The organism is Mangrovicella endophytica, from assembly GCF_002893625.1.
Classification (GTDB): Bacteria; Pseudomonadota; Alphaproteobacteria; order Rhizobiales; family Rhizobiaceae; genus Mangrovicella; species Mangrovicella endophytica.
On record NZ_PKMZ01000005.1, the window covers coordinates 31,721 to 48,456 of the forward strand.

The 16,736-nt window shown below is 66.6% G+C and carries 14 protein-coding genes; 6 read left to right on the forward strand and 8 right to left on the reverse strand.

What is annotated here, in order from left to right:
* The 6 genes from C0R46_RS12945 (at position 1) to C0R46_RS12970 (ending at position 9,900) form a co-directional block, all read left to right on the forward strand.
* The gene (locus C0R46_RS12945; RefSeq protein WP_102960072.1) at positions 1-1,503 is read left to right on the forward strand and encodes a tripartite tricarboxylate transporter permease; all 1,503 of its coding nucleotides are present in this window, start codon (positions 1-3) and stop codon (positions 1,501-1,503) included.
* 159 nt (positions 1,504-1,662) lie between these two features.
* The gene (locus tag C0R46_RS12950; protein ID WP_102960073.1) at positions 1,663-3,561 is read left to right on the forward strand and encodes a thiamine pyrophosphate-binding protein; all 1,899 of its coding nucleotides are present in this window, start codon (positions 1,663-1,665) and stop codon (positions 3,559-3,561) included.
* Between the two features lie 11 nt (positions 3,562-3,572).
* On the forward strand, positions 3,573-5,024 hold the full coding sequence (locus C0R46_RS12955) for an NAD-dependent succinate-semialdehyde dehydrogenase (protein ID WP_102960074.1): 1,452 nt from the start codon (positions 3,573-3,575) through the stop codon (positions 5,022-5,024).
* A 2-nt stretch (positions 5,025-5,026) separates the two neighbouring features.
* On the forward strand, positions 5,027-6,748 hold the full coding sequence (locus tag C0R46_RS12960; protein ID WP_102960075.1) for a dihydroxy-acid dehydratase: 1,722 nt from the start codon (positions 5,027-5,029) through the stop codon (positions 6,746-6,748).
* Positions 6,749-6,877: 129 nt separating this feature from the next.
* Positions 6,878-8,449 carry a Re/Si-specific NAD(P)(+) transhydrogenase subunit alpha gene (locus C0R46_RS12965; protein ID WP_102960076.1) on the forward strand — a complete coding sequence of 524 codons (1,572 nt, stop codon included), beginning with the start codon at positions 6,878-6,880 and terminating at the stop codon, positions 8,447-8,449.
* Between the two features lie 17 nt (positions 8,450-8,466).
* The gene (locus C0R46_RS12970) at positions 8,467-9,900 is read left to right on the forward strand and encodes an NAD(P)(+) transhydrogenase (Re/Si-specific) subunit beta (protein ID WP_102960077.1); all 1,434 of its coding nucleotides are present in this window, start codon (positions 8,467-8,469) and stop codon (positions 9,898-9,900) included.
* A 92-nt stretch (positions 9,901-9,992) separates the two neighbouring features.
* Here the strand turns inward: C0R46_RS12970 and C0R46_RS12975 are convergent, their stop codons facing one another.
* The 8 genes from C0R46_RS12975 to C0R46_RS13010 form a co-directional block, all read right to left on the reverse strand.
* Complete coding sequence (locus C0R46_RS12975; RefSeq protein ID WP_102960078.1) at positions 9,993-10,940, reverse strand: 5-oxoprolinase subunit C family protein; 948 nt, start codon at positions 10,938-10,940, stop codon at positions 9,993-9,995.
* A 62-nt stretch (positions 10,941-11,002) separates the two neighbouring features.
* A complete protein-coding gene (locus C0R46_RS12980) occupies positions 11,003-11,938 on the reverse strand; it encodes a dihydrodipicolinate synthase family protein (RefSeq protein ID WP_102960079.1) in 936 nt (311 codons plus the stop codon).
* A 17-nt stretch (positions 11,939-11,955) separates the two neighbouring features.
* A complete protein-coding gene (locus C0R46_RS12985; RefSeq protein ID WP_102960080.1) occupies positions 11,956-12,630 on the reverse strand; it encodes a GntR family transcriptional regulator in 675 nt (224 codons plus the stop codon).
* 87 nt (positions 12,631-12,717) lie between these two features.
* Positions 12,718-13,560: a transporter substrate-binding domain-containing protein gene (locus C0R46_RS12990; protein ID WP_245413567.1), complete on the reverse strand. Its 843-nt coding sequence runs from the start codon at positions 13,558-13,560 to the stop codon at positions 12,718-12,720.
* Between the two features lie 41 nt (positions 13,561-13,601).
* The gene (speB, locus tag C0R46_RS12995; RefSeq protein WP_102960081.1) at positions 13,602-14,552 is read right to left on the reverse strand and encodes an agmatinase; all 951 of its coding nucleotides are present in this window, start codon (positions 14,550-14,552) and stop codon (positions 13,602-13,604) included.
* A 24-nt stretch (positions 14,553-14,576) separates the two neighbouring features.
* Positions 14,577-15,239: an amino acid ABC transporter permease gene (locus C0R46_RS13000; RefSeq protein WP_102960082.1), complete on the reverse strand. Its 663-nt coding sequence runs from the start codon at positions 15,237-15,239 to the stop codon at positions 14,577-14,579.
* Positions 15,236-16,051: an amino acid ABC transporter ATP-binding protein gene (locus tag C0R46_RS13005; protein WP_102960083.1), complete on the reverse strand. Its 816-nt coding sequence runs from the start codon at positions 16,049-16,051 to the stop codon at positions 15,236-15,238. Before C0R46_RS13005 ends, C0R46_RS13000 begins: the two co-directional genes overlap by 4 nt.
* On the reverse strand, positions 16,048-16,683 hold the full coding sequence (locus C0R46_RS13010; protein ID WP_102960084.1) for a DUF1989 domain-containing protein: 636 nt from the start codon (positions 16,681-16,683) through the stop codon (positions 16,048-16,050). The genes C0R46_RS13005 and C0R46_RS13010 overlap by 4 nt, the downstream gene beginning before the upstream one ends.
* Between the last annotated feature and the right edge of the window lie 53 nt (positions 16,684-16,736).

Here is a 16,736-nt window from a genome sequence, read left to right on the forward strand (position 1 = left end):
ATGGAACCAGTCCTCACCGCATTGTCGGCCGGAACGTCCGTCGACGTCCTGATCGCGGCGCTGTTCGGCTCAGCCTTCGGTCTCGTCTTTGGAGCAATTCCCGGCCTGACCTTCACCATGGCGCTTGCCCTGGTGCTGCCGATCACCTTCGCGCTTCAGCCGACGGCGGCGATCGCCATGCTCCTATCGACCTATATCGGGGGCGCCAGTGGCGGGACCGTCGCGGCCATTCTGATCGGAGTGCCGGGGACGCCATCCTCGGCTGCATCTGTAGCCGACGGCCATGCGCTCACGCGTGCCGGGAAAGCCAGCCTGACGATCGCGACGGCCACCATCGTTTCCACGCTTGGAGGCCTGTTCAGCCTCGTCATCATGCTGTTCGCCGTGAACTTGCTGGCCCAGGTAGCCCTGAGCTTCGGACCGGCCGAGATCTTCGCTCTTGTGATCTTCGGCATGTCGACGATCTGCGGACTTGCGGAACGCTCCATGGTCCGCGGGATGATCGGCGGCGCGCTCGGCCTTATGGCGATGACCATCGGTCAGGATCCGATCGACGGCGTACCTCGCATGACGTTCGGTTCGGTGCAGCTTCTGCAGGGCATCGATCTCCTCGTCGCGATGATCGGCCTCTTCGCCATCCCCCAGGTCGTGGAGACGCTGGCCGGTCACCGGGCGGGGCATCAGATGAAGATCGATACGAGCTCGATCAAGGTACAACTGCCGACGCTCCGCTTCCTGTTCAGCTATCGCTGGAACATCCTACGCTCCAGTCTGCTGGGAACGATAGTCGGCGCCATCCCGGGCACCGGCGGGCCCATCGCTGCCTTCCTTGCCTACTCGCAGGAGAAGCGCCTGGCGAAACACCCCGAGACGTGGGGCAAGGGCGACATGGGCGGCGTGATCGCTCCCGAGACCGCCAACAACGCGGTCACCGGCGGCGCCATGATCCCGATGCTCGGTCTCGGCATTCCGGGTGACCCGGCCACCGCGATCATCCTCGGCGGCTTCCTGATCCATGGCATCCAGCCTGGCCCGCTGCTCTTCACCGAGAGGCCGGACGTCATCTACACCGTCTACTTCCTGTTCGCACTCTCCTACGTCCTCGTCACCATTCTGCAGTTGCTGGGTGTGAGACTCTTCGTGCAGGCGCTGCGCGTGCCGCACCAGATCCTTGCCCTCATCATCAGCGTCATGTGCGTTGTCGGGTCCTTCTCGATCCGCAATTCCTTCTTCGACGTCGGCGCGATGATCGTCATCGGCTTCTTCGGCTACGTCCTGCAGAAATGCCGGATACCGTTGACGCCGATCCTGCTTGGACTGGTGCTGGGGCCGACGATGGAGCGTGAGTTCCGCACCGCGATGATCATGTCGGAAGGCAGTCTGTCGATCTTCTCACAGTCGCCGACGGCTTTGGTCTTCTTCGGCTTTGCCCTGTTGATTGTCGCCTTCCACGTTGTCGGCTCCATCCGGAGCCGATCGGCGGGGGAAGCGCGCCCGGCCTGAACCTGCCGCATGCTCGGCTGGCCTGCCGGGCTTGTGCCTGCGATCTGCCGCCGAACACTTGGCTCGGCCAGCCCATCAACGGCGGGCGCTGTCTGGAACACGGACTGCCTTGTGCCCGGCTCGTCATCATCCGTCGGCCTGACGAAACGAGAGAAAGCCATGCTCGACAATCCCAAACACCGCGATCCGGATGCCGAGATCCGCGACCGGGCCCGTCTTCTGGCTGGCGCAGGCAGAGACGTGCAGCGTGCGCTGTCCGGGGCGGCGGACGGGACGGTTCTCACCGTCACGCTTTCGGAGGCGCTCGTCATCGGCCTCCTGAAACAAGGCGTGTCCCGCTACTTCGCCATCTTCGGACACGGCTCCACCGATCTCGGCAACATCCTGCGCATCTACAGCGAGGAGGGTGCTGTGCGGGTGGTGAACTGCCGCAACGAGGTGGAGATGGCGCATGCCGCGACCGCCTTCGCCTGGGCCTATGGCGAGACGCCGGCGGTGGTGACCTCGATCGGCCCCGGCGGTCTGCAGGCGATGGCCGGCTCGCTCGCGGCCGCGTCCAACGGCGTCGGCGTCTATCACATCTATGGCGACGAGACGACGCGCGGCGAAGGCTACAACATGCAGCAGATCCCGAAGCCGGGTCAGGGACTCTACGGGCAGCTGGCGGCAACGCTCGGGCAATCCTATACGCTGCACACACCCGAAGCCCTGCGCGAATGCATGCGCCGCGGCACGGCCTGCGTCCACCACCCGTACAAGGCCGGGCCCTTCTTCATCCTCTTGCCGATCAACACGCAGCCGGCGGTCACCCAGGTGAACGTCGCGACGCTGCCAGGCCGATTGGCGGTGCCGCGCTTGGCGCCCGCCGAGGATGCGGCCTACGACGAAGCGCTGGCGCTGATCCGCCAACACGGGAAGATCGTGATCAAGGCGGGCGGCGGCACGCGGGGTCATGCGCAGGCCGTGCGCCGGCTCGCCGAGATGATCGGCGCGGCCGTGGTCCTGTCGCCCGGCTCGACCGGCGTCCTGCCCGACCGACATCCGCAGAACATGCATGTCGGGGGATCGAAAGGCTCGATCAGCGGCAACCACGCTATGGAGAAGGCCGAACTCGTCGTCTTCATCGGCTCGCGCGGCGTCTGCCAGGCGGACTGCTCGGGCGTCGGCTATCCGAATGCCAGGGCCGTCATCAACATCAACGGCGATCTTGCAGACGTCGCGCACTACGCCAACACGGTGGCGCTGCCGGGCGACATTTCGGCGGTGATCGAGCGGCTGCTGGGCCGGCTCAATGGGGCAGGCGATATCGTCAGCGACCGGCAAGCCTGGCTTTCCGACTGCGCCGAGCACAAGGCCAAGTGGACCGCATTCAAGGCGTCGCGCATCGGCGCCGCGCCGCTGCACGACCCGGTGTGGAAGCGGCCGGTGCTGACGCAGCCCGCCGCCATCCACACGGTCGCCGCTTTCGCCAAGAGCGTCGGTGCGACGAAGTTCTTCGACGCCGGCGACGTCCAGGCCAACGGCTTCCAGCTCGTCGAGGACGAGGCGCCCGGCGAGACGATCACCGAGACCGGCGCCTCCTATATGGGCTTTGCCGTCTCGGCCCTCGTCGGTGCCGCGGCGGCGGACAGCCCGCGCTTCGCCATCGCTTTCACCGGCGACGGCTCCTTCATGATGAACCCGCAGGTGCTGATCGACGCCGTCGAACATGGCGTCCACGCCACGATCGCGCTGTTCGACAACCGCCGCATGGCGGCGATCACCGGGCTGCAATACGCGCAATACGGCGTCGAATTCGCCACCAGTGATTCCGTTGCCGTCGACTATGTCGCGCTGGCCGGCGCGGTCGCCGGGGTCAAGGCGATCTGGGGCGGGACCAGCACCGGGGAGCTCGAACGCGCGCTCGCCGAGGCGCATGCCTACAAAGGCCTCTCGCTCGTGCACATCCCCGTTTATTCCGGCCGAGAGACCATCTCCGAGATGGGCGCCTACGGCTCGTGGAACGTCGGGAACTGGGTGGACGACGTCCAGGCCCGCTACCTCGAACAAAGCATCTGAGGCGATCCAAGATGTATCACGACCTCGATCTCTTCATCGACGGCGCCTGGCGCGCTGCCGCGAACAAGGCCACGCGGACGGTCCTCGACCCGGCAACGGAAGACGCGATCGGCACCATCGCCGCGGCGACGGAAGCCGATATCGACGCCGCCTTGAGCGCGGCCGAGCGCGGATTTCAGATCTGGCGCCGCACCGGCACCTGGGAGCGCGCCAAGCTGATCCGCCGCGCTGCCGACCTCATCCGCGAACGGGTCGAGACGATCGCGACCGTCATGTCGCTGGAAACCGGCAAGCCGCTGCCCGAAGCGCGGGGGGAGACGCTCGCCGCGGCCGACCAGTTCGAATGGTATTCGGAGGAAACCAAGCGGATCTACGGCCAGATCATCGAGGGGCGCGCCAGTGATAGCCGGATGGCGGTGATCCGCCAGCCCGTCGGCGTCGTTGCCGCCTTCTCCGCCTGGAACTTCCCGGCGCTGCTGCCCGCGCGCAAAATCGCCGCTGCGCTCGGCGCCGGCTGCGCCATCATCATCAAGCCGGCGGGGGAGGCGCCGGGCTCCTGCGCCGCGCTGGTCCAAGCTTGTCACGATGCCGGCATCCCAAGCGGTGTCGTCAACTACCTCACCGGTGATTCCGCTGCCATTGCCAGGCGCCTGATCGCCTCGCCGATCGTGCGCAAGGTGTCGGTCACCGGATCGGTGCCAGTGGGCAAGCAGATCCTGCATCTGGCCGCCGACGGGGTGAAGAAGGTCTCGATGGAACTCGGCGGCCATGGGCCGGTGCTGGTCTTCGGCGACGTCGATGCGGAAAAGGTCGCGGAAGCCTGCGCGGCGGCCAAGTTCCGCAACTGCGGCCAAGTCTGCATCTCGCCGACGCGCTTCTATGTGCATGAATCGAAGTATCAGGCTTTCGCCACACGCTTCGCCGAGGTTGCGCGTGCGCTGAAGGTCGGCCGCGGCCTAGACGACGGCGTCCAGATGGGACCGATGGCCAATCGGCGCGGCCTCGAATTCATCCAGGAGCTGGTCGATGACGCCAAGGGCCGCGGTGCCACCGTATTGACGGGCGGCCGCGTGCCGACGGGAAGAAATCGCGGCTTCTTCTACGAGCCGACCGTGCTCGGCAACGTGCCGGACGATGCCCGCATCATGGTGGAGGAGCCGTTCGGCCCGGTCGCGCCGCTGACCTCCTTCAGCCGCTATGACGAGGTGATGGAGCGAGCGAACGCGCTGCCCTTTGGCCTCGCCGGCTACATCTTTGCAAACGATCTCAGCCTGGCGACGCGGGCCTACGAGGACCTCGAAGTCGGGATGGTCGGCGTCAACGAGATGCTGCTGGCGACGGCGGAAGCGCCGTTCGGCGGCATCAAGGAAAGCGGCATGGGTCGCGAGGGCGGCTCGGTCGGCCTCGACGACTATCTCGAAACCAAATACGTCAAGATGAAGCTACAGGCGCAGGTGAACTGATCATGGCAGCCGACGAGCCGCACGGCCTCGCGAGGGGACTGACCAACTACGGCGATCGCGATTTCTCCATCTATCTCCGCAATTCCTTCGCGGCATCGATGGGCTACAGCCGGGACGTCCTGAAGAAGCCGATTGTCGGCATCGCCAATACCTATTCGGGCTTCAATAACTGCCACCGCCATTTTCCCGAGATGGTGGAGGCGGTGAAGCGTGGGGTCCTTCTCGGCGGCGGCCTGCCGTTGGAGTTTCCGACGATCTCGCTCGGCGAGGTCTTCCTCAGCCCCACCAGCCTGAAGTTCCGCAACCTCATGTCGATGGACACGGAGGAGATGATCCGCGCCCAGCCGATGGACGCGGTGGTGCTGATGGGCGGCTGCGACAAGACCGTGCCGGCCCAGCTGATGGGCGCGGCCTCCGCCGATATCCCTGCGATCCAGATCGTTGCCGGGCCGATGATGACCTCGCGCTACGGCACGGAGCGGCTTGGCGCCTGCACCGACTGCCGGCGCTTCTGGGGCAAGTACCGCGCCGGCGAGATCCAGCGGGAAACCATCGAAGACATCGAGGGGCGGCTCGCCACGACCTCCGGCACCTGCGCGGTGATGGGCACGGCCTCGACCATGGCCTGCATCGCCGAGACGCTTGGCATGTCGCTGCCGGGAACCGCGGCAATCCCGGCCGTCCATGCCGATCGGCTGCGTGCCGCCGAAGCGACGGGCCTCGCCGCCGCGGCGATGATCCACAAGCCGATCCGGCCGAGCGAGATCATCACGGAGAAGGCCGTGGAGAATGCCGTGCGCATCCTTCTGGCCCTCGGCGGCTCCACCAACGCCGTCATTCATCTTGCCGCGATTGCCGGCCGCGTCGGCGTGCCGTTGTCGCTGGAGCGACTGAACAGGCTGTCGGACGAGACGCCGGTCCTGGTGAACCTGAAGCCCGTCGGCGCGCATTACATGGAGGACTTCTTCTTCGCCGGCGGCGTCGGTGCCGTGTTGCGCGAGCTGAAGCCGCTCCTCCATCTCGACTGCATGACGGTGACCGGCCAGACGCTCGGCGAGCGGCTGGAGGCGGACGAGGCCGCTTGGGTAGACCGCACGGTGATCGCCTCGGCCGGAACGCCGCTGGAGCCGGAGGGCGGACTGGTGGCGCTGTTCGGCAACCTGGCGCCGCGCGGCGCCATCCTTAAGCGCTCCGCGGCCGACAAGAATCTCTTCGAGACCGAGGGACGGGCGGTGGTCTTCTCCTCGCTCGCGGATCTCGCGGCGCGGATCGACGATCCCGACCTCGACGTCGAGGCCGACGACATCCTGGTCTTGCAGAATGCCGGACCGAAGAGCGACTCCGGCATGCCGGAGGCCGGCTACCTGCCGATCCCGAAGAAGCTGTCGACCAAGGGCGTCAAGGACATGATCCGCATCTCCGATGCGCGCATGTCCGGCACGGCCTTCGGCACGATCGTCCTCCACATCGCGCCGGAATCGGCGGTCGGTGGTCCGCTGGCACTGGTGCGCAACGGCGACCGCATCCGCCTGTCCGTCAAGGCAAAAACGATCGAGCTCCTCGTTTCGAACGAGGAACTGGAGCGCCGGCGACAGGCCTGGCGTCCCGAAGTGAAGCCCGTCGCCGAGCGGCGCGGCTATGACAAGGTCTATGCCGAGGCGGTGCTGCAGGCCGACGAAGGCTGCGACTTTGCCTTTTTGCAGCCAGTGCCCGAAAAGAGCTGACGGAGAGGAACCGACCGGCGATTCGCCGCCCCTTGGCGAGACGCCGGCGATTCATCATGATCCGGCCGCGAGTGGACGGGAGGCGACGCCGCTCCGCTCGCTTTGCCATGAGCAGGGAGACTATCGCGCATGAAGATTGGCGCTCCTCAGGAGACATATCCGGGCGAGAACCGGGTGGCCATGACGCCGGACAGCGCGGCGCGGCTGATCAAGCTCGGCTATGAGTGCCTGATCCAGTCCGGCGCCGGCGAGCGGGCGCGCTTCTCCGACGAGGCCTATCGCACGGCCGGCGTCACCGTCGTGCCGACGGCCGCCGATCTGTGGAGAGAGGCCGACATCGTCGCCAAGGTCCGGGCACCCAGCCAGGACGAGGTGGCGCAGGCGCGCGAGGGGCAGATCCTGATCAGCTTCCTCTACCCCGCGCAGAACGCCGATCTACTGGAACAGCTGCGCGCCAAGGGCGTCACCGCGCTCGCCATGGACATGGTGCCGCGCATCTCCCGTGCCCAGAAGATGGACGCGCTCTCCTCCATGGCCAACATCGCCGGCTACCGTGCGGTGATCGAGGCCGGCAACAATTTCGACCGGTTCTTCACCGGCCAGATCACCGCCGCCGGCAAGGTGCCGCCGGCCAAGGTGCTGGTGATCGGCGCCGGCGTCGCCGGCCTGGCCGCGATCGGCACGGCGACCTCGCTTGGCGCGATCACCTATGCCTTCGACGTGCGCCCTGAGGTTGCCGAGCAGATCGAGTCGATGGGCGCCCAGTTCGTCTATCTCGACTTCAAGGAACAGCAGCAGGACGGCGCCACGACCGGCGGCTATGCCGCGCCGTCGTCACCTGAGTTCCGCGAGAAGCAGCTGGAAAAGTTCCGGGAGCTGGCGCCGGAGATCGACATCGTCATCACCACGGCGCTGATCCCCGGCCGCGACGCGCCGAAGCTCTGGCTCGCCGACATGGTGGCGGCGATGAAGCCGGGCTCGGTCGTCGTCGATCTCGCCGCCGAGCGCGGCGGCAACTGCGACCTCACCGTCCCGGACCAGGCGATCGAAACGCCGAACGGCGTGAAGATCGTCGGCTATACCGACTTCCCCAGCCGGATGGCGACCCAGGCCTCCACGCTCTACGCCACCAATATCCGCCACATGATGGACGACCTGACGCCGGCCAAGGACGGCATGCCGGTCGTCAACATGGAAGACGACGTCATTCGCGGCGCGACGGTGACGAAGGACGCCGCCGTCACCTTCCCGCCGCCGCCGCCGAAGATCCAGGCGATCGCCAAACAGGCGCCGCGCAAGGTCGTCGAGGAGACGGCCGAGCAGAAGGCGGTCCGTGAAGCTGCGCTTGCGCGCAAGAACGGCCAGCGCCAGATGGCGCTGCTGGGGCTCGGCGCCGTGCTGCTCCTCCTCATCGGCTCGGTGGCGCCGGTCAGCTTCCTGCAGCACTTCGTCGTCTTCGCGCTGTCCTGCTTCGTCGGTTATCACGTCATCTGGAACGTCAGCCACGCTCTCCACACGCCGCTGATGGCGGTGACCAACGCGGTCTCCTCCATCATCATCCTCGGCGCCATCCTGCAGGTCGGCTCCACCAGCGCGGTCGTGGCCGCGCTCGCCGCCATCGCCATCCTCATCGCATCGATCAACATCTTCGGCGGCTTCATGGTGACCCGCCGGATGCTGAAGATGTTCCAGAAAAGCTGAGTCCCGGGGATCGATCGATGAGCATCGGACTGGTCACGGCGGCGTACATCACGGCTGCCGTTCTCTTCATCCTCTCCCTCGGGGGTCTCTCCAATCAGGAAAGCGCCAAGCGGGCCGTCTGGTACGGCATCGTCGGCATGGCGCTGGCGGTCCTCGCGACCATCCTCGCGCCCGGCGTCTCGGCCCACTGGCTGATCCTGCCGATGATCATCATCGGCGCGCTCGTCGGCGGCTATCTCGCCGGCAAGGTGCAGATGACGCAGATGCCGGAGCTGGTGGCGGCGCTGCACAGCTTCGTCGGCCTGGCGGCCGTCTTCATCGGCTTCAACGCCGACATCGAGGCCGGCCGCGTTTTGGCCGCGCAGGCCGCCGGCACGAGCGACGTCCTCACCGGCTTTGCCGCCACGCTGGCGCATAAGGCGCCGGTCGAACTGTCGATCATGCGGGTCGAGGTCTTCCTCGGCGTCTTCATCGGCGCGGTGACTTTCACCGGCTCCGTGGTCGCCTATGGCAAGCTCGCTGGCCGCATCGCATCGAAGCCGCTGACGCTGCCGAACCGGCACATGATCAACGTCGCCGGGCTCGTCCTCGCGCTGATCCTGGGCATCCTCTACTTCAACGGCGCCGGCATCTGGGCGCTGATCGTGGTGGCGATCCTCGCCGGCGCGCTTGGCTGGCACCTGATCATGGCGATCGGCGGCGCGGACATGCCGGTGGTCGTGTCGATGCTGAACAGCTACTCCGGCTGGGCGGCGGCCGCGATTGGCTTTACCCTGTCGAACGATCTCCTGATCGTCACCGGCGCACTCGTCGGCTCGTCCGGTGCCATCCTGTCCTACATCATGTGCCGGGCGATGAACCGCAACTTCGTCTCCGTGATCCTCGGCGGCTTCGGCGGCACGACGGGCCCGGCAATGGAAGTGACGGGCGAACAGATCGCCATCGATGCCGAGGGTGTCTCGGCGGCGCTTGAGGAAGCCGACAGCGTCATCATCGTGCCCGGCTACGGCATGGCGGTCGCGCAGGCTCAAGGAGCCGTGTCCGAGCTCACGCGCAAGCTGCGGGCGAAGGGCAAGACGGTGCGCTTCGCCATCCATCCGGTGGCCGGCCGCCTGCCGGGGCACATGAACGTGCTGCTGGCCGAGGCCAAGGTCCCCTATGACATCGTGCTCGAGATGGACGAGATCAACGAGGACTTCCCGGAGACGGATGTCGCGATCGTCATCGGCTCCAACGACATCGTCAATCCGGCGGCGCAGGAGGATCCGAACTCCCCGATCGCCGGCATGCCGGTGATCGAGGTCTGGAAGGCCAAGCAGGTGTTCGTCTCCAAGCGCGGGCAGGGCACCGGCTATTCCGGCATCGAGAACCCGCTGTTCTTCAAGGAGAATACGCGGATGTTCTACGGTGACGCCAAGGCGTCGCTGGAGAGCCTCCTGAAGCTGATGTGAGGTGCCGCCGCGGCAACGCGGTCGGCTCGCTGAAAGACTGAAGGGCCGTCGGCGACATGCCGGCGGCCTTCCCGTTTTGTGCCGGTGCGTCGTCAGATTGCCATCAGCATGTCCGCCAGGCGGTCGAGATGGGTCCGCCAGGCGCGATAGCGCTCCTCGGCCTCGTCGGCCGACATCAGCTGGAACCGGATCCGCTCGTTCGGCCGGCGCTGGGCGATCCGGCAGAGGCCGGGCGTCGTCACCGTCGCGATCTTCGGGTAGCCACCGGTGGTCTGCCGGTCGGCGAGAAGCACCAGCGGCTGGCCGTGGCCGGGCACCTGGATGCTGCCGGCGACGATGCCGTCCGAGACGATGTTGAAGCCGTCATGGAATGGCAGCTGCGGACCGTCCAGGAGCGCACCCATGCGATCGGAGCGCGCCGACAGGCGATAGCGGCCGTGGACAAGGATCTCCATCGCGGCCGGGTCGAAGGCATCGGCCTGCGGACCTGCGACGATCGGGATAAAGCCGCCGAAATAAGGCCTCAGGTCCTTCAGCAGGCGACGGCGCGGCGGCAGATCCTGCGGCTGACCCGGCAGCCGATCGCCGGCCGTCAGCATACGGCCCTCAAGCCCGCCGAGGCCGGTGCGCCAATGGGTGGAGCGGCTGCCGAGAATAGCGGGGACGCCGATCCCGCCGCTTATGGCGAGATAGGCGCGCAAGCCCGAGCGCGCGGCGCCGATCCGCAGCCGGTCGCCGCGCCCGAGGATATGGGTTTGGTAGGGCGCCAGGACCGCGTCGCCGACCGAGATCGGCATGTCGGCACCGGCCAACGCGATCGCGAGGTCGTCGGCCAGGACGTCGTAGACGCCGCCGGTCATGGTCAGCTCCAGCGCCGCCGCGCCGGCTGGGTTGCCGACGAGGTGATTGGCGATGGCGAAGGACATCGGATCGGCCGCACCGGCAACCGAGACGCCGTAGCGCTGGCTGCCGTGGCGACCGAAATCCTGCACGCTCGTGGAGAGGCCCGGCTCGACGACAGCCAGCACGTCCTCGCTCATCGCGTCATTCGATCCTCATCGGGCGGCGGGACGCCTCGCCGCATTGTGCCTAAACAGCGGCATCAATCAGCGGCCGCCAGCCTGGCTTCCAGCCGGGCGAGGAGGCTGTCCAGCTCCTCGTGATCGCGCTTCGTCAGCTTCGCTCCGGGGTGCCGCATGTCCGAGCAGCGTATGGCGCCGCGGCGGCGCAGGATCTCCTTGCGCACGGCAAGGCCGAAGCCGAGCTGCTGCTCGTGTCGCAGAACCGGCAGATACAGGTCGAACAGGTCCTCTGCGCCGTCGGCATCGCCGGCGAAGAAGCGCTCGACGCAACCGACCAGCATCTCAGGGTAGGCAAAGCCAGTCATCGCGCCGTCGACACCGCGGCGCAGCTCCTGCGGCAGGTACAGGCCGCCATTGCCGATGAGGATGCTGATCCGCCGGCCTTTGCCGGCGTCGGAGCGATCGCGCAGCCTGGTGATCTTGCCAAGGCCCGAGCCCTCCTCATGCTTCAGCATCACGAGGCTGGGGAAGGCGTCGATCAGGCGCTCGAGAACGCTGACGGAGGTCGTGACCGTCGTCGTCTGCGGATAGTCCTGATAGCAGACCGGGATGTCCGGCCCGAGCCGCGACAGCACGGTCTCGAAATAGGCATAGACCTGATCGTCGGTCTTGAGACCGGGGATCGGCGCGATCATCAGGCCGGCGGCGCCCGCCTCCATCGCCTCGTTGGCGAAGCGGACGAGATTGTCGGTGCCCGGATTGCTGGCGCCGACGACGACCGGCAGGTCGCGCCCGACGCGCTTCATCACATGGTTCAGGATCGTCCGGCTCTCGTCCGGCGTCAGCTTGTTGGCTTCGCCCAAGATGCCGAGGATGGTGATGCCGGTGACGCCCTTCTCACCGTAGAAGTCGAGCAGGCTGTCGATGCTCGCCATATCCACCGCACCCGTATCGGTGAACGGCGTCGGGGCGATGACATAGACGCCCCGCGTCGTCTCGCTGATCTTCTCGGCCATGGTGGTCCTCCCTGATCCTATATATCACTGAGCTTGCGGATGATGCTGAGGCGGACATTCTCAATATGCGTCCGGATACCCTCGCGCGCGGCGTCGCGGTCCTTATCGCGAAGTGCCGCGATGATGGCCAGATGCTCGCGGTGGCCGATCTCGAATCGTTCGGGAACCTGGTGCAGGTTGAACATGTGCGTCTTGCGGCGGAGATTGGCGATGAGGTCGGCCAGAACGCCGTTGCCGCCGGCCGTCGCGATCATCGTGTGGAAGCGGCAGTCGACATTCCAGTCCTCCTCGGCGCTCGGCCTGTCGCCGGCGAGGAGGGCTCTGATGGCGGCCTCGACGCTCTCCAGCTCAGCCTCCGGAACGCGACCGGTGGCAAGGCCGACGCATTCGACCTCCAGCACCTGACGCACATGCAGCGTCTCGATCAGCTCCCGCGTCGAGAACTCCTTGACCACCATCAGGCGGCCGGGCTTGCGGGTGATGAAGCCTTCGCTCTCCAGCCGGTTCAGCGCCTCGCGCACCGGAGTGCGGGAGATCTCGAGCATCTCGGCGAGCGGGCGCTCCTGGATTACGGCGCCCGGCGGGATGTCGCGGCGCAGCAGCCGGTCGAGCAGAAGGTCGTAGGCCTTCTGTCCGAGACTCTTGCCTGGCGAAGCGAACAGCGTGCGAAGCGGTGGGTCGACAGTATTCATGATGTCAGGGCTCGGCAGCCGGGGTAGGCTGCGACCGCCGTTAGGATGCCGTGCCGGCACAGGAGAGGAGCCGGCACGGCAGCGCCGTTAGAACTGGCTGCGGATCGGCTCTTTGGGAGCCGGGGAGTAGCCGACGATCTCGGCGGTGAGCTTCTCGTAGGTGCCGTCGGCGATCATGTCGGCGAGCGCCTTGTTCACCGCCTTTACCAGATTCGGCTTGCCCTTCTTGAAGGGGAAGCCCTTCTGGATGTGGCTGAGATAGTCCTCGGTCATGGTCAGCGGCAGCTTGGACGTCTCGATCGCGTAGGCAGCCGCGATCGAGTCGGTGATGACCGCATCGATATTGCCGTTGACGAGATCCTGCAGTGCGTCGGACTCGGCCTTGTAGGTCTTCACCTCGGCGCCGCGTTCGCGCGCGAGCTTCTCCCAGGTCGAGGCGACGATGACGCCGACGGTGCGGCCCTTGATATCGTCCGACTTCTTGATGTCGCTGTCCTTCTTGGTCACGACGCGGCCGCCGGACTCGAGCCAGCCATCGGCGAAGGTCACCTCCTTCTGGCGCTCCGGCGTGATGTCCATGGCGTCGCTGGCAAAGTCGTACTGGTCGGCGGCGAGGCCGATCAGCAGCGTTTCCCACTTGATGATGACGGGCGAGTATTCGAGGCCAAGGCGCCTGGCGATCTCCTTGCCGACGCGGATCTCCAGCCCGTCGAGCTCGCCGTTCGGCGCGCGCATGGAGAAGGGCGGATAGGTGCCTTCGGTGGCGATGAGGAGCTTGCCCGGTTGGATCAGCTCGAGCTCCTGAGCGGAGCTGGCCGTCGGCAGGCCAAGGGTTGGAACGAGGAGGCCGAGAGCGGCGGCCGCGGCGAGGACGAAGGTCGGCATGCGCATGGTGATCTCCTGGCTGGATCGATCGTTGACGGAAGGCATGAGCCGGTTGTCCCGGTCTTCTCGGACGGTTTCCTCAGGTGTCAGCGGCTGCGCGTCTCGGCGACGAGCGCCATCAGCTCGGCCATCACGGTCGCCGCTAGCAGCGCGGTGATCTGCGAGGGCCCTTCGAAGAGCGGGTTCAGCTCGACGACGTCGCAGCCGACGAGGTTGAGGCCCTTCATGGCGCGCAGCAGAGCCAGCGTCTCACGGGCGCTGGGGCCGCCGGCCTCCGGCGTCTGGACGCCTGGCGCATAGGCCGGATCGACGAAGTCCATGTCGAAGGTGACGAAGGTCGGCCGGCCGGCGGTGCGCTCGGCGATCCGATCGGCCAGGGCCGCGATGCCCATCTCGAACATCGCGTCGGTTGTGACGACGTCGTAGCCGAGGTCGAGCGACTGGCTGATGTCGGTCGGCGTGAAGAGCGAGCCGCGCAGGCCGATCTGGATGGAATGTTCGGGCGAGACGATCGCCTCCTCCACCGCGCGGCGGAACGGCGTGCCGGCGCTGTAGCGCTTTCCGGCGAAATACTTGTCCCAGGTGTCGCTGTGGCTGTCGAACTGGACGAGGGCGAGCGGTCCGTGGCGCTTGGCCACCGCGCGGAGCTCGGCCAGCGTCACCGAGTGATCGCCGCCCATGCCGAAGGGGATGAGGCCTGCATCGACGATGGCCGAGACGGACTGCTCCAGCCGCGCCAGCGTCTCCTCCTGATAGCCGGGCACCACCGCCGCATCGCCGGCATCAGCGAGCCGCAGGCGCTCGAAGACGTTGATGCCGCCGCGATAGGGGTTGATCGGCCGCAGCATGATCGACATGGCGCGCATCGCATTCGGCCCGAACCGCGCGCCGGTGCGGAAGGGTGAGCCCGAATCGGAGGAGAGGCCGATCACCGCCCCGTCCAGCCCATCCAGTGAGGTCGCCTGCGGCAGGCGCATGAAGGTCGGGATGCCGCAGAAGCGGGGCGTTTCCAGGGAGTCGATCGGCAGGACGCTCATGGGCTGATCCAAAGGCTTGGCGTGTCAGACGTAACGGGCGTTCCGCCGCTCGGCCCAGGCGGACAGGCGGGTCAGAAGCGTCGTCAGGACGAGGTAGAGAAGGGCGGTGGCGATGTAGAATTCGAAGGGGCGGAAGGTCGTGGCGATGATCGTCTGGGCGTAGAGCGTCAGCTCCACCACGGTGATGGTCGACAGAAGAGAGGTATTCTTCAGGGTCGAGATCGCCTCGTTCGTCATCGCTGGGAGGATGATGCGCACGACCTGCGGCAGGATGATCCTCGCCATGATGTGCCGGCGGCCCATGCCGAGCGCCATGGAAGATTCCATCTGGCCGCGGGGGATCGCCGACAGGCCGGCGCGGATGATCTCGGCGACATAGGCGCCGCTGTTGATGCCGAGCGCCAGGACACCGGCCGTGAAGGGCGATAGCTGCAGACCTAGCGCCGGCAGGCCGAAATAGATGATGAAGATCTGGATCAGCGCCGGCGTGCCGCGCACGAACCAGATGTAGAAGATCGCGATCTGCCGGAGCACCGCGATGTCGGACGCCCGGGCCAAGGCGGCGGCGAGGCCGAAGATCCAGCTGACCAGGATGATCAGGATAGTGAGAACGAGCACCAGCCAGGACGCATAGAGGAAGCCGGGAATATAGGGGAGGAAGAACTCCCACCATTCCGTAAGGGTCATGGCGTCGCTCCTTCCGCCGCGCCGTGCGCCGATGCGGCAAGTCCCTCATGCAGGATGCGGGACAGGAACTGCCGCAGGCGCTCGCTGTTCGGGTGGCGCAGGACCTCGCTGGGCGGGCCATCCTCGCCGATGACGCCGCGGTCGAAGAAGACAGTGCGCGTCGAGACCTCGCGGGCAAAGCCGATCTCGTGGGTCACGAGCAGCATCGTCATGCCCTCGGCGGCAAGATCGGCCATCAGCGAGAGCACCTCGCCGACAAGTTCCGGGTCCAGCGCCGACGTCACCTCGTCGAAGAGCATGAGCTGCGGCTGCATGGCGAGTGCACGGACGATGGCGACGCGCTGCTGCTGCCCGCCGGAGAGGCGGTTCGGATAGCTGTCGCGTTTCTCGGCGAGGCCGATGCGGGCGAGCAGCGTGGTAGCGAGGTCCACCGCTTCGGCACGGGGCATGCCGCGTACCCGGATCGGTGCCTCGATGACATTCTCCAGCACCGTCATGTGGGGCCAGAGATTGTAGCTCTGGAACACCATGCCGATGCGCGCGCGCAGCGCCTTCAGGTCGTCGGCACTGGGCGCCGCCCGGCTGCCCGGCCGGAAATCGAAGGCGAAGCGATCGAAGTCGAGGAACCCGGAATTCGGCCGCTCCAAGACGTTGATGCAGCGCAGGAAGGTGCTCTTGCCGGAACCGCTCGCCCCGATGACCGAGACAACCTCGCCCGCATGCACATCGAGCGAGATGTTCTTCAGTACCTCGATAGGGCCGAAGCTCTTCGACAACTCGCGGATGGACAGGAGCGGCTTTGTCTCGCTCACGCAGCGGCCTTCGAAGCCGGAATGACTTCGAGCATGCAATCGCGCGGCGTTCGGTCAGGACCGTTGATCGTGGTGACGTCCTGCGGGCAGTTGGAGAACACCATCACGATGTCCATCTCGGCGCGCAGCAGGATGTGCGAGCCCGGGCGCGACGAGGGCAGGAGACGGGTGATCGTGCCGTCCGGCTCGACGCGCACACTCATGAAGAGGTTGAGAGCGGCCGGAGTCGTCGGCACGGTGATGCCGAGCGCGCCCAGCGCCTCGTGATGATTGTCGGAGCAGCTGCGATGATAGCCCTCGCAACCATGCTCGGCATAGATGGCGGCATTGCACGGGCACAGCAGCGTGTCGTGATTTCCGGAGGAGGTGTCCTCCACGATCGTCACAAGCGTGCGGCGGCGGGTGCTGACGAGACGGGTGTCGCGGTTCGCGGCCACCACGCTGTTGACCGAGCGCAGATTGTCCATCGACAGGAATTCGGAGTGATCGGCGGCATTATAGACCCAGAAGTCGATCGCCTGCGTTCCGTACGGGTTCGTCACCTTGACCAGTGTGCCGGCCGCGACGCCGAGGGCCACGCCGTGTGCGGCGGGCAGCAGGACTTCGCCGGCGGCTGCGGGTGTCGAACTCATCGCAATACTCCCTATCGCGCGGAGGAGATGGCCCCGGGCGCTACCGAGGCGGA

What these genes read in the sequence shown, in the direction of transcription:
- C0R46_RS12965 (WP_102960076.1), top strand. Translation starts at nt 6,878, where the DNA reads ATGAAGATTGGCGCTCCTCAGGAGACATATCCGGGCGAGAACCGGGTG.
- C0R46_RS12975 (WP_102960078.1), bottom strand. Translation starts at nt 10,940, where the DNA reads ATGAGCGAGGACGTGCTGGCTGTCGTCGAGCCGGGCCTCTCCACGAGC.
- C0R46_RS13000 (WP_102960082.1), bottom strand. Translation starts at nt 15,239, where the DNA reads ATGACCCTTACGGAATGGTGGGAGTTCTTCCTCCCCTATATTCCCGGC.
- C0R46_RS12950 (WP_102960073.1), top strand. Translation starts at nt 1,663, where the DNA reads ATGCTCGACAATCCCAAACACCGCGATCCGGATGCCGAGATCCGCGAC.
- speB (WP_102960081.1), bottom strand. Translation starts at nt 14,552, where the DNA reads ATGAGCGTCCTGCCGATCGACTCCCTGGAAACGCCCCGCTTCTGCGGC.
- C0R46_RS12970 (WP_102960077.1), top strand. Translation starts at nt 8,467, where the DNA reads ATGAGCATCGGACTGGTCACGGCGGCGTACATCACGGCTGCCGTTCTC.
- C0R46_RS12980 (WP_102960079.1), bottom strand. Translation starts at nt 11,938, where the DNA reads ATGGCCGAGAAGATCAGCGAGACGACGCGGGGCGTCTATGTCATCGCC.
- C0R46_RS12985 (WP_102960080.1), bottom strand. Translation starts at nt 12,630, where the DNA reads ATGAATACTGTCGACCCACCGCTTCGCACGCTGTTCGCTTCGCCAGGC.
- C0R46_RS12945 (WP_102960072.1), top strand. Translation starts at nt 1, where the DNA reads ATGGAACCAGTCCTCACCGCATTGTCGGCCGGAACGTCCGTCGACGTC.
- C0R46_RS12955 (WP_102960074.1), top strand. Translation starts at nt 3,573, where the DNA reads ATGTATCACGACCTCGATCTCTTCATCGACGGCGCCTGGCGCGCTGCC.
- C0R46_RS13010 (WP_102960084.1), bottom strand. Translation starts at nt 16,683, where the DNA reads ATGAGTTCGACACCCGCAGCCGCCGGCGAAGTCCTGCTGCCCGCCGCA.
- C0R46_RS12990 (WP_245413567.1), bottom strand. Translation starts at nt 13,560, where the DNA reads ATGCCTTCCGTCAACGATCGATCCAGCCAGGAGATCACCATGCGCATG.
- C0R46_RS12960 (WP_102960075.1), top strand. Translation starts at nt 5,027, where the DNA reads ATGGCAGCCGACGAGCCGCACGGCCTCGCGAGGGGACTGACCAACTAC.